At 71.5% G+C, this 12,634-nt stretch carries 9 protein-coding genes; 6 read left to right on the plus strand and 3 right to left on the minus strand.

The features are described from left to right. Positions 1-102 precede the first annotated feature (102 nt). Both ACNI65_RS08290 and ACNI65_RS08295 read left to right on the plus strand, forming a co-directional pair. Complete coding sequence (locus tag ACNI65_RS08290; RefSeq protein ID WP_416762338.1) at positions 103-933, plus strand: SDR family oxidoreductase; 831 nt, start codon at positions 103-105, stop codon at positions 931-933. A gap of 60 nt (positions 934-993) precedes the next feature. Beyond that, positions 994-1,293, plus strand: a complete 300-nt coding sequence (locus ACNI65_RS08295) for a hypothetical protein (protein ID WP_416762339.1) — start codon at positions 994-996, stop codon at positions 1,291-1,293. Between the two features lie 6 nt (positions 1,294-1,299). Here the strand turns inward: ACNI65_RS08295 and rsgA are convergent, their stop codons facing one another. Together rsgA and ACNI65_RS08305 are read right to left on the minus strand one after the other, a co-directional pair. Next, the gene (gene rsgA / locus ACNI65_RS08300; RefSeq protein WP_416762340.1) at positions 1,300-2,211 is read right to left on the minus strand and encodes a ribosome small subunit-dependent GTPase A; all 912 of its coding nucleotides are present in this window, start codon (positions 2,209-2,211) and stop codon (positions 1,300-1,302) included. Then, a complete protein-coding gene (locus tag ACNI65_RS08305; RefSeq protein WP_416762342.1) occupies positions 2,208-3,560 on the minus strand; it encodes a M48 family metallopeptidase in 1,353 nt (450 codons plus the stop codon). The genes rsgA and ACNI65_RS08305 overlap by 4 nt, the downstream gene beginning before the upstream one ends. Positions 3,561-3,663: 103 nt before the next feature. Between ACNI65_RS08305 and orn the strand changes: the two genes are divergently transcribed. Genes orn through ACNI65_RS08320 form a run of 3 tightly spaced genes read left to right on the plus strand, consistent with a single transcriptional unit; the run spans position 3,664 to position 8,411 of the window. Continuing rightward, positions 3,664-4,230: an oligoribonuclease gene (gene orn / locus ACNI65_RS08310; protein ID WP_416762343.1), complete on the plus strand. Its 567-nt coding sequence runs from the start codon at positions 3,664-3,666 to the stop codon at positions 4,228-4,230. Positions 4,231-4,258: 28 nt separating this feature from the next. Further along, positions 4,259-6,199, plus strand: a complete 1,941-nt coding sequence (locus ACNI65_RS08315; RefSeq protein WP_416762344.1) for a chorismate-binding protein — start codon at positions 4,259-4,261, stop codon at positions 6,197-6,199. Then, positions 6,144-8,411: a hypothetical protein gene (locus ACNI65_RS08320; protein ID WP_416762346.1), complete on the plus strand. Its 2,268-nt coding sequence runs from the start codon at positions 6,144-6,146 to the stop codon at positions 8,409-8,411. Before ACNI65_RS08315 ends, ACNI65_RS08320 begins: the two co-directional genes overlap by 56 nt. A gap of 51 nt (positions 8,412-8,462) precedes the next feature. On the opposite strand, the gene ACNI65_RS08325 is transcribed toward ACNI65_RS08320, so the two are convergent. Beyond that, positions 8,463-9,995: an FAD-binding oxidoreductase gene (locus ACNI65_RS08325; RefSeq protein ID WP_416762347.1), complete on the minus strand. Its 1,533-nt coding sequence runs from the start codon at positions 9,993-9,995 to the stop codon at positions 8,463-8,465. Positions 9,996-10,632: 637 nt separating this feature from the next. Here ACNI65_RS08325 and ACNI65_RS08330 point away from each other — a divergent pair. Continuing rightward, positions 10,633-12,600, plus strand: a complete 1,968-nt coding sequence (locus ACNI65_RS08330) for a DEAD/DEAH box helicase (RefSeq protein WP_416762349.1) — start codon at positions 10,633-10,635, stop codon at positions 12,598-12,600. Positions 12,601-12,634 lie beyond the last annotated feature (34 nt).

The following is a 12,634-nucleotide window of genomic DNA, read 5'->3' on the forward strand; positions in this document are numbered from 1 at the left end:
GCCACTCCAAGGGGTGATGACGGCGGGCGCAGGGCGCGCGCCGCTGGGCGCGGGTTCAGCCCCGCGTCAGCCGATCCCTGATGCGCTCCCTATGATGGGGGGATGGACTCTGCCCACGCCGCCCTCGATCCCGTCGCTGCCGACGTGACCGCCTCGCCAGAGGTCGTCCCGCTCGCGGCGGCGACCCCGCTCAAGCTCCGCTTCGCCGCCGTGACTGGTGCCGGCTCGGGCATCGGCCGCGCCAGCGCGCGCGCGTTGATGCAGGCCGGCTGGCAGGTCGCGCTGCTGGGGCGCCGCGAGGAGATGCTGCGCGAGACCGCCGCGCTCGCGCCCGAACGCGCGCTGATCCTGCCCACCGACGTGGCCGACGAGGCCCAGGTCGGCGCCGCCTTCGCCGCCATCGAGCGCCGCTGGGGCCGGCTCGATTTCCTGTTCAACAACGCCGGCCGCGGCGCACCCGCGTCCGACATCGACGAGCTGAGCCTGGAGACCTGGCGCGCCGTCGTCGACGTCAACCTCACCGGCAGCTTCCTGTGCGCCCGCGCGGCCTTCGGGCTGATGAAGCGGCAATCGCCGCGCGGCGGGCGCATGGTCAACAACGGCTCGATCTCGGCGCACGCGCCGCGGCCGGGCTCGATCGCCTACACCTCGACCAAGCACGCGGTCACCGGGCTGACCAAGACGCTGGCGCTGGATGGCCGCAAGCACGACATCGCCGCCGGCCAGATCGACATCGGCAACGCCGAGACCGACCTGACCGAGCGCTTCAAGCAGGGCGTGCCCCAAGCGCACGGCGGCACGATGGTGGAACCGGTGATGGACGTCGGTCATGCGGCCAGCGCGGTGCTGTACATGGCGGAATTGCCGTTGTCGGCCAACGTGCCTTTCCTGACGGTGATGGCCACCAAGATGCCCTACATTGGCCGAGGCTGATCGCCGACGACACTTTTTCGAGGACTTGAATCCGGGCGATCGCCCCGATCTGAAGGACCGATGAACGCTCTCTCCACGCTTGTCTCGATCGTCGCCCGCGTTGTGCTGGCGGCGGCTTCCCTCGTGCTGTTCCTGGCGGTGCTCGCCGCCGGGCTGGTGATCTTCGGCGTGGTGCTGCTGTGGAGCCTGATCCGCGGCCGCAAGCCGACGATGCACACGGCAGCCTTCCAGCGCGCGGCGCAGTTCCGCTCGCAGGCGTTCCGCGGCGCGGCCCGCGGGCGTGCGCATCAGTCGCAAGGCGACATCATCGAGGCCGAGGTGCGCGAGGTGCCCAACAGCGATCCGCGTCTGGAGCGCTGAGCGCGCTCAATACTTGGGCGGGGCGCTGAGCTCGTCCCAGAGTTCGTCGTAGATCCGATACCGCGAGGGGCTGATCTTGCCGGCCTCGACCGCTTGCAGCACCGCGCAGCCCGGCTCGTGCCGATGGCTGCAGTTGTGGAAGCGGCATTCGCCCAGATACGGCTTGAAATCGGCCATGTAGCTCGCCAGCTCCGGCGCCGCGATCTGGCGCAGGCCGAATTCCTGGAAGCCCGGCGAGTCGATCAACGCGTCCTCGCGGGCCGCGTCCATCCAGTACCACTGCGTCGTCGTCGTCGTGTGGCGGCCCGAGTTCAGCGCCTGCGAGATCTCGCCCACCTGCGCCTGCGCGTCCGGCACCAGCAGGTTGATCAGCGTGCTCTTGCCCGTGCCGCTGGGCCCCAGCACCAGCGTGGCCTGACCATGCAGCAGCGGGCGCAGCACCTCGCGCGATTCGTCCGGGCGGCCTTTCAGGCTGAGCTCCAGCACGCGATGTCCCATCGCCGTGTACGGCGCGAGACGCTCGCGCGCCGCGTCGGCGCCGGGCAGGTCGGTCTTGTTGAGCACGATGTCCGCGGCGATGCCCGCGCTCTCCGCGGCGATCAGCGCGCGCGTGAGCTGCGACTCGGAGAACTGCGGCTCCACCGCCACCAGCACGAGCAGCCGGTCCAGGTTGGCCGCGAAGCTCTTGGTCTTCCATTCGTCCTGGCGGAACAGCAGGTTGCGCCGCGGCTCGACCTTCTCGATCACGCCCTCGTGATCGCTGCTGCGCATCCAGCGCACGCGGTCGCCGACCACGCAATCGCTCTTCTTGCCGCGGGTCAGGCAGTGGATGCGCTGGCCGTCCTGGTCCTCGATCACGTAATGCCGGCCATGGCCGCGCACCACCAGGCCGATCTGGGCGGAGGGAGTCTTGCTCATGCGGGCTGCCCCATGACGGCCTTGGAGGTGGTCGAGTGGGCCGAGATCGCCGCCAGCCGCTCCCCGGTAGGCGGATGCGAGTAATAGACCCGCGCGAACAGCGGGTCCGGCGTCAGCGTGCCGGCGTTGTCCTCGTGCAGCTTGAGCAGCGCGCTGGACAGGTCCGCGCCGCTGGCGTGGGCGCAGGCATAGGCGTCGGCCTCGAACTCGTGCTTGCGCGACCAGAACGAGGACAGCGGCGTCAGGAAGTAGGTGAAGGGCGGCAGCGCCAGCAGGATCAGCAGCAGCGCCAGCGCGTCATTCGGCGCGTCCAGGCTGGGTCGAACGCCCAGGCCGAGGTAGAAGCCCGCCTGCGCGCTCAGCCAGCCCAGCAGCGCGAAGAGCGCCAGGCTCATCGCGAACATCAGCACCAGGCGCTGCAGCAGGTGGCGGCGCTTGAAGTGGCCGAGCTCGTGCGCGAGCACCGCCTCGACCTCGCCCGGACCGAGCCGCTCCAGCAGCGTGTCGAAGAACACCACGCGCTTGGCGCTGCCCAGGCCGGTGAAGTAGGCATTGCTGTGCGCCGAGCGCTTGCTGCCGTCCATCACGAACAGGCCCTTGGACTTGAAGCCGCAGCGCGCCAGCAGCGCGCCGACGCGCTCGCGCAGCGCCTCGTCCTGCAGCGGCGCGAAGCGGTTGAACAGGGGGGCGATGAACACCGGGATGATGACCATCAGCGCGAGCTGATACGCCGCCCAGGCGCCCCAGGCCCAGAGCCACCACAGGCTGCCGGCCGAGGCCATCAGCCACAGGATCAGCGCGGCGAAGGGCAGGCCCAGCACCAGCCCGATGCCCAGGCCCTTGATGCCGTCCAGGATGAACAGACGCAGCGTCATGCGGTTGAAGCCGAAACGCTCCTCGAGCCGGAAGGTGTTGTAGAGCGACCAGGGCAGGTCCAGCAGCCCGGAGGCCAGCGCGAAGACGGTCAGCAGCGCGAGCTGGTAGCCCATCGCGCCGAGCTCGACGCGCCACGACAGCGCCCATTGGTTGAGCAGGTCCAGTCCGCCCAGCAGCGTCCAGCCGATCAGCAGCGCGGTGTCCCAGGCCAGGTGCAGCGTGCCGAAGCGGCCGCGGGCGACGGTGTAGTCGGCGGCCTTCTGGTGCGCCGACAGCGGCACCGTGCCGACGAAGGCGGCCGGCACCGTGCCGCGATGGCCCGCCACATGGCGCATCTGACGCGAGGACAGCCAGAGCCTGGCGAGGAAGGACAGGATCACCGCGGCGACGAAGGCCGCGGTGAGCGCGAGCGGGGAGTGGGCCAGCGACAAGGGCGCCGGCACGGCGGCGAGCGCCGCGGGAGAGATCTGCATGGGCACGGAGTGTAGGTCCCGGAACGCTGCGACAATCCGCGCCATTCCCGACGGTGCGATGCCGCCGTCAACAGACAAGACCCGCCAAGACAAGGACGTCGCCATGAGCGAGAACCCCGTGCTGCCGCTGAATGACCAGAACCTGATCTGGATCGACCTGGAAATGACCGGCCTGTTCCCGGACAAGGACCGCATCATCGAGATCGCCGTGGTCGTGACCGACCCGCAACTGACGGTGCGCGTGGAGGGCCCGGTCTTCGCGATCCACCAGTCCGACGCGACGCTGGACGGCATGGACGCCTGGAACAAGGGCACGCACGGCAAGAGCGGCCTGATCGACCGCGTGAAGGCGTCGACCGTGTCCGAGGCCGATGCCGAGCAGCAGGTCATCGATTTCCTGAAGGCCTACGTGCCGGCCGGCAAGTCGCCGATGTGCGGCAACTCGATCTGCCAGGACCGCCGCTTCCTGGCCAACTACATGCCCAAGCTGGAAGACTTCTTCCATTACCGCAACCTGGACGTGTCCACGCTCAAGGAGCTGGCGCGCCGCTGGAAGCCCGCCGCGATGGAGGGCTTCAAGAAGGCCCAGAAGCACACGGCGCTGGCCGACATCCACGAGTCCGTGGACGAGCTGATCCATTACCGCGAGCAGTTCCTGAAGCTGGACTGAGCCCGCTGCCGCGCGGCCGAGACCCCCGATGAACACCCCGCGCCGCCCGCAGGAGCTGTGGGCGGCCTTCGACTTCCCGCGTCATCCGCTGGCGCGCGAGGACGGCGAACGCTTGCGCGGCGCCTTCTTCGCGCCGCCGGCGGAGCGCCTGATCGCGCGCGACGCGGACGGGCTGCGCGCCGTGCTGCGCCTGGCGCATGCCGCGGCGCGCGCGGGCGCCTGGGTGCTCGGCGGCCTGAGATACGAAGCGGCCGGGGCGCTCGACCCGGTGCTGCGCACCCGGCCGGCCGGCGACACGCCGCTGGCGGAATTCCACGTCTGGACGCGGTCGCCCGAGCCCTGGCCCGAGGACCTGGCCGACGAGGGCGCGCGTCGCGCGCATCCGATCGCGGCCTGGCGCGACACGCAACCTGACGCGCAGGAGCAGGCGCAGGTCGAGCGCATCCGCGAGTACATCCGCGCCGGAGACTGCTATCAGGTCAACCTGACCACGCGGCTGGTGACCGAGGTGACGCCGGACTCCGACGAGGCTTTCGACCCCGCGCTGCATTTCTTCGCCCTGCACGCGGCGCAGCCCGGGGGCTTCGCGCTGTTCCTCCGGACCGGGGAGGGCGCGGCGAGCGGGGCGAACGCGGAGAGCGTGGCGAGCGTCTCGCCCGAGCTCTTCTTCGACTGGCGTCCACTGCCCGAGACGCCGCAGGCCAGCCACACCTGGCTGCTGTCGGCGCAGCCGATGAAGGGCACCGCGCCGCGCGGCCGCGACCGCGCCGGCGACGAGGCCGCGCAGGCCTACCTGCGCACCAGCGCCAAGGAGCGCGCCGAGAACCTCATGATCGTGGACCTGCTGCGCAACGACCTGTCGCGCGTGGCGGTGCCGGGGTCGGTGCGCGTGCCGCGTCTCTTCGAGCTGCACGCGCTCCCCACCGTGTGGCAGATGACCTCCACCATCGGCGCGGTCACGCGCGCCGGCTTGGCGCTGGACGACGTGATGACCGCGCTGTTCCCCTGCGGCTCGATCACCGGCGCGCCCAAGAAGCGCGCGATGGAAGTGATCGACGAGCTCGAGCCCGGCCCGCGCGGCTGGTATTGCGGCGCGTTGGGGCTGCTGCAGCCGGGTGGGGCGGTCACCTTCAACGTGCCGATCCGCACCGTCGAGCAGCGCGGCGCCGCGTTGCGCTGCGGCGTGGGCAGCGGGATCACGCTCGATTCGCAATCGCGCGACGAGATCGACGAGTGGCGCGCCAAATCGCGCTTCCTGTCGCGGGCGCGGGCGCCGATCGAGGCGCTCGAGACGATGCGGCTCGAGGACGGCGACTTCGCGCTGGCCGCGCGTCACCTGGCGCGGATGCAGCGCACCGCGCGGCATTTCGGGCTGACGTGGTCGGTCGAGGCGGTCAAGGCGCGGCTGGTGGAGATCGCGCGGCGGCACCCGGCGGGCGCCTGGCGCGTGCGCCTGACGCTGGCACGCGATGGTCGGCTGACCGACACGGTGCAGGCCTTGCCGCCGTCCGACGGCGCGGTGTGGACGGTGGCGCTCGCGCGCGGACCGATCGACACGCGCGGCCCCGACGCCGAATTCATCCAGCACAAGACGACGCGCCGCGAGGTGTACCAGGCCTTCCTGGACACCAAGCCGGCGGACTGCTTCGACGTGCTGCTGTTCAACCGGTCCGGCGAGCTCACCGAGGGCTGCCTGACCAACCTCGCGCTGCAGCGGGTGCCGGACGGACCGTGGCTGACGCCGCGTGCCGAGGCCGGCGTGCTGCCCGGCACGCAGCGCGAGGCATTGCTGGAGCAAGGCCGGCTGCGCGAGGCGCGGCTGACCGTGCACGATCTGCGGCGGGCGCATGCGCTCGCCCTCTTCAACGGTGTCCGTGGCTGGCGCGAGGCGCGGCTGCGGCACGAGGATTCCCATGACGACGACGACCCAACGCCGCCGCCCGGCGGCGCGCAAGACCCGAGCGCTTGACGAGGCGGCCCCGGCGGCCGAACCCGTGATCGCTGAACCCGTGATCGCTGAATCGGTGATCGACACGCCGACGCCCGAGGCCAAGCCCGCGCGCAAGCGCGCGAGCCGTGCCAAGGCGAAGCCCGAGGCCGTGATCGACACCGAAGCGGACACCGCCGAGCCGATCGTGGCCGAGGAAGCGCCGGCGCCCAAGAAGCGGCCCGCGCGCAAGCGTGCGGCTGTGGCCGAGGTGCAGGCCGAGGCCATCGCCGAGGATCAACCGGCGCCTGTGGAGGCTGAGGCCGCCATCGAGGAAGCGCCTCGCAAGGGCCGGCGCAAGCCCAAGGCGGAAGCCGTGGACGCGGTGGTCGAAGAAGCGCCCGCCGAGCCGGCCGTGCCTCCGGAGCCGCCGCGCTTCACGCTCGGCACCCGCGAGGACGACGGCGTGTTCGGCGACTACGAGTTGCGCGACGCCGAGACCGGCGGCACCTTCCAGCTGCGCCTGCTGGGCCGTCACACCTGGCGCTGCAGCTGCGCGGATTACCGCGCCCACGGCGGCTGCGAGCACGGCGCGCACCTGCTGGCGCTGTTCGACGCCGCGCAGCATGAGGCGCTGGACGCCGGCTGGCCGGGCCGCGAGGCCGAGGTCTGGCTGGTGCCGGGCGCGGAGCGCGGGCTGCAATGGGTCTGCGGTCGCGATGTGCCCGCGCGCCTGCGCGACCAGTGGGGCCTCGACGAACAACAACGCCGCGGCGCCGAGGGCGCGCACGATTGGCTGCAGACGCTGCTGAGCGAGGCCCGCGCGCTGGGCGTCACGCTGCGCGTGGACGCGCCGGTGTGGCCGCAACTCGCCTGCGGCCGCGATGCCCAGGCCCGTGTGGCACGCATCGAGGCGCTGATGGCCGATGGCGACGCGATGCGCGCGCTGCTGCGCGACGAACTGCCTGAGCCGGCCTGGGAAGCCGCGCTGTTCGCGGTCTGCGCCGGCCGCGCGCTGATCGCCGACGACCTCGGCCTGGGCCAGCGTGGCGCGGCCATCGCCGCGATCCGCCTGTGGACGCATTGCTTCGGTGTCAAGCCGGCCGTGGTCATCGCCCCTGAATCGCACCACGCCGCCTGGCAGCGCGACCTCACGCGCTGGCTCGGCGACGAGGCCAAGTCCGTGATCCTGAGCGCCACGCCGCCGGCCAAGCCGCTGCCGCAACCGGCCTCCGCGCTGCTGGTGATCGATGGCATCGAATCGGTCGACGCCGAGCGCCTGGCCGCGCTGCGCGCGCTGCCCGCCGCGCAGCTGCTGCTGATCGCGCATCAGGAACCGCTGGGCGACGCGCGCCTGGGCGAGTGGATCGATTGGCTGGATGAACTGCGCCGCGGTCCCGCCGCGCGCCTGGCCTCGCTGCCGGCCGACGCCGGCAAGAAGCTCCGGCGCGAGGCGCTCGAGGCCGTCGTGCTGTCGCGCCGCAAGCGCGAACTGGCCGACACGCTGCCGGCCGCGCTGCTCTCGCCGCTGTGGTTGGACGGCGCCGGCAACAACGGCACCAGCCTGCCGGCCACGCCGCTCAAGCAGCTGCGTCAGCTGATCGAGCGCTGGACGGCGTTGCGTTTCCTGTCGACCGTCGAGCAGCAGCAGTTGCTCGAGGCGCTGGCGCTGCTGGCGCCGGCCTCGCGCCAGGCGCTCGCCGCCAAGGCCGAGGCGGTGCTCGCGCTGCGCCGCGAATGGATCGAGTCGCCCGCACCGGCCGCCGCGCGGCTGGTGGTCTGCGCGCGCTCGGAAACGCTGCTGGACAGCCTGTCGATGTCGCCGCAGCTGCGCCGCCTGCCGCCGCAGCGCCTGCGCGCGGGCGACGATGCCGCGACGCGCGAGGCGGCGCTGACGGCCTGGCGCGCCGCGCCGGCCGGCGTGCTGCTGGCCAGCGATGACGCGTTGGTCAGCCTGGAGAACGGCGGCCAGGAGGGCGCGCTCCGCGACGATCGCCTGGCCGTCGTGCACGCGGACCTGCCGTGGCAGGCCGCGGTGCTGGAGCGCCGCGTTCATCTGCTGTGCGGCGAGGACGCGCGCGGCGTGCCCGCCGCGCTGCTGCTGATCGAGGCCTCGCTGGACGCCGCCGTGCTCCGCGCGCAGAAGTCGGGCGTGGACTTCCCGTCCTGGCTGGATGCGGCGCCCGCGTGGCTGGACGCCGATCAGCTCGAGGCCTTGATGGCCGTGCTGCCGGCGTTGATCGAGGGGCTGTGAGCCACTCGGGACCCGTTCCTGGGTGCGAGCCCGGAACGGGATCCTGCCGCGTCAGATCGTCACGATCGGCGTCTTGAACAGCCCGTTCGGATCGACCGAGCGCTGGACCGCGCGCAACCGCGCGACGTTCTCGCCGTAATAGGCCGTGGCCGGATTCGGGATCGCCGCGTCCGGATAGTTCACGTAGGCGCCGCCGGTGCTCCACGGGGCCATCGTGTCGCGCAGGCCGTGGGTCCAGCGCGCGTTGTCGTCCAGCGCGGCGGGCAGGTCGCCGGCCATGTTCTCGGTCAGGTACTGCGCGCTGAACAGCGCGTCGCGGTGCGGGAACGCGGTCGCGTCCTTCGCCACGCGCGCGATCGCGCCGCCCATCAGGTCGAGCAGCACGCCGCCGAAGCGGCCCGCCTGGCTGCGCGCCGTCAGCGCGTTCACCAGCGCCTGGACGCCCGCGGCGGGCAGCGCGGTGAAGAAGTCCGAGCTGGCCGTCATCGACACACGCGTCATCGTCCCGCCGGCGGACTGCGAGGGCAGGCGGCATTGCGCCGCCGACAGCGTCGCGCAGCGGCCCAGCAGCAGGTCGGCCGGCGAGGCGTCCAGCGGCGGGCTGTTGCTGACCATCGTCGCGCCCGTCGCGGCGAGGAAACGGTTCCAGTGCGCGGACAGCGCCGCGGCGCCGTCGGCCGCGACGGCGATGACCTGCATGCCGATCTGCCCGTTGCCGAAGGCGCCGATCTGCGCCTGCGACCAGACGCTGTCGGGCAGCGCCGCGCCCCAGGCCTGCCAGGCGGCGAGGACGGCGGGAATGTCGTTGCCCCCGTACTGCACCGCGCTGCTGCTCATCGCGGGCAGCGGTTGCGTGCGCAGGCGCAGTTCCGTCACCAGGCCCAGCATGCCGCCGCCTCCGCCGCGCAGCGCCCAGAACAGGTCGGGATGGCGCGTGGCGTCGCAGCTCACCGTCTGGCCATCGGCGGTCACCAGCGTCGCGCCGACCAGCGCGTCGCAGGTCAGTCCGTAAGCCCGTTGGAAGAAGCCGAATCCACCGCCCAGCGCGATGCCGCTGATGCCCACCGTCGGGCAACTGCCCGAGGGCAGCAGCCGCGGCTGCGGCAGCGCCAGCAGCGCGCGGTAGATGTCGGCGAGCTTGGCCCCGGCGGACACGACCGCGATGTCGCCGTCCATGCGCACGCTGTCCATCGGGCCGGTGTCGATGACCAGCCCGGCCGCGATCGTCGACGCGCCCAGGTAGCTGTGACCGCCGCTGCGCGGGGTGAAGCGGATCTGGTTGGCCCGCGCGAAGTTCACCGCGGCGACGACGTCCTCCGCCGCCACGCAGCGCGCCAGCGCCTGCGGCACGACGCTGTCGTAGCGGGCGTTGGCCGGCAGCCGGAAAGCGTCGAAACCGGTGCTGCCCGCGACGAGCAACTGGCCCTTCATCTGACTGGCCAGCGGCGCGTAGACGCCGAGGCTGGGTCCGGGCGGGGGCGGCGCGACCGGCGTGCCGGCGCTGCCGCCGCCTCCGCCGCATCCGCTGAGCCATGAACTCGCGAGCGCACCTGCGCCCGCCGCGATGAATGCGCGACGATCCATCCACTGTCTCCCTGAGCGGTTGTTCGACGGCTCGATCCTCGGGATCGAGCGGCTGGTCTTTGAAGTCCAGTCAAAGACCAGTGTAGGACCGAATGAAGTCCACTTGACGCCGAATGGGCGACTTCCCCCATCGGGGCGAATCCTGAGGCGAGCCCGGGGCGAACCCGGAGCGGGACCTCTGGAGAATTCGCAGGAATGTGCTAGGTGAAAACCCGAAACGCTGTTATAGTCGCGGGCTTCACCGCTTCGTGCGGTGCTTCGTACGTCTCCTCTGACCTCTTGCAGACCGCTGCGCCGGCCTTCCGAACGGATCGCCACGCAGGCTCCGGATCCTCTCCGAAGCTGTTTCCCGCCTTGGGACTCGCGCACTGCATGCCCTCGGGTTCGGTCGGCGGCGATGCCGTCGCTTTGACTGTTCCCCGGCGCCTCACCAGGCCCCCTTGTTCGTTCGACAGGCTGCTCTGCCAGCTCCGCCGCGCGTGCGTTTCTCTTTCCTGGTGATCGACGCGAGCTTTCTCCCAGCGACATCACGGTCCTGCCGCGAGCCAACGACTTCGCGTGACAGGCCACAGCGCGCCAGCGCGGACGCCATTCCTTCGGCGTCGGTGGCGGCGCGTGCCTTTGGAATGCAAGACAGATGAGTTTCGACCACGACATGAACGCCGACGCCCAGAACCAGAACGACGAACTCGATCAGGAGATCGAGGCGGGCGAGATCGGCAACGACGCGGAAACGACCGGCACGCCGTTCGCCGCCCTGGGTCTGCACGACGCGCTGCTGCGCGCCGTCAAGGACTCCGGCTACGAGAACGCCACCGAAGTGCAGGCGCAAGCCATTCCCCCGGCGCTGGGCGGCGCGGACCTGATGGTCTCGTCGCGCACCGGTTCGGGCAAGACGGCCTCGTTCATCCTGCCCGCGCTGCAGCAGGTGCTGAACGCCCGCGCCGAGCGCGCCGCCGGCACCAAGACCAAGACCATCGGCCCGCGCGTGCTCGTGCTGGCCCCGACGCGTGAACTGGCGATGCAGGTCGCCAAGTCCGCGATGACCTACGGCCGCCACATCCAGGGCCTGCGCGTGGCCACCGTGCTGGGCGGCATGCCCTACGCGCACCAGCTGCGCGCGCTGAGCGGCCACCTGGACATCCTGATCGCCACGCCGGGCCGCCTGCTGGACCACATCAACAGCGGCCGCTGCAAGCTGGACAACGTGACGATGTTCGTCCTGGACGAAGCCGACCGCATGCTGGACATGGGCTTCATCGACGACATCAACTTCGTCGCCGAGCAGATCCCCGCGACCCGCCAGACGCTGATGTACAGCGCGACCTTCGCCGGCAACACCGGCCGCCTGGCCGCCCAGCTGATGAAGGACCCGCAGCGCATCGACGTGTCGGGCCACACCGAGACGCACGAGAACATCGCGCAGCGCCTGCACTGGGCCGACAACGGCCAGCACAAGCGCAAGCTGCTGGAGCACATCCTGGGCGAGCGTGATGTCGACCAGGCCGTGGTCTTCACCAGCACGCAGCAGGACACCGAATGGCTGGCCGAGCAGCTCGAGGCCATCGGCCACCGCGTCGCGGCGCTGCACGGCGGCATGCCGCAGGGCAAGCGCAACCGCACGCTGATGGCGCTGCGCCGCCGCGACCTGCGCGTGCTGGTCGCCACCGACGTCGCCGCCCGCGGCATCGACGTCCCGACGATCTCGCACGTCATCAACTTCGGCCTGCCGATGAAGGCCGAGGACTACGTGCACCGCATCGGCCGCACGGGCCGTGCCGGCCGCTCCGGCATCGCGGTCACGCTGGCCGAGCGCGGCGACATCTCGATGATCAAGCGCATCCAGCAGTTCACGACGCAGCAGATCCCGGTGTCGCGCATCGAAGGCCTGGAGCCCAAGAACGAAGAGCCGAAGATCTACCCGTCGCGCCCCGGTTTCGACCGCGGTGACCGCGGTGGTTACGGTGGCAACCGTGGCGGCTTCGGCGGCAACCGCGGTGGCTACGGCCGTCCGCAAGGCGGCGGCTTCCGCGGCAATGACCGTGGCGGCGATCGCGGCGGCTTCGGTGGCGGCGACAACCGCTTCGACAACAGCGCCCGCTTCGAGCGTCCGGAAGGCCAAGGCCGTCCGCCGTTCGGCGAGCGTGGCCAGGGTGGCTTTGGCGGTGGCAACCGCTTCGAGCGCCCGCAAGGCGACCGTCCGCGTTTCGGTGACCGCCCGCAAGGCGATCGCCCGCGCTTCGGCGACCGCCCGCAGGGTGATCGTCCCTTCGGCGATCGTCCGCAGCGCGACGGCCAGGGCTTCGGCGGCCCGCGCAACTTCGGCGACCGTCCGCAGCGTGACTTCGGCGGCCCGCGTGAAGGTGGCAACGGCGGTGGTTTCGACCAGCGCCGCGGCGACGTGCGTTTCGACCGTTCGGCCGACAACAACGACCGCTACGCGCCGCGCGCCGAGCGTCCGGCCTTCAACAAGGGCGGCGACCAGCGCTTCGAGCGTCCGGAAGGCCGTCCGGCGGGCAAGCCCTCGTTCAGCAAGGGCCCGCGCAGCCAAGGCGGCGATGACCGCGGCGGCTTCGTGAAGAAGGGCCCGCGCAAGGGCTACTGAGCCCTCGCGGCTCGGCCTGAAGGGGAACGCTGAG

Source organism: Roseateles sp. So40a (genome assembly GCF_048081605.1).
Lineage (GTDB): Bacteria > Pseudomonadota > Gammaproteobacteria > Burkholderiales > Burkholderiaceae_C > Roseateles.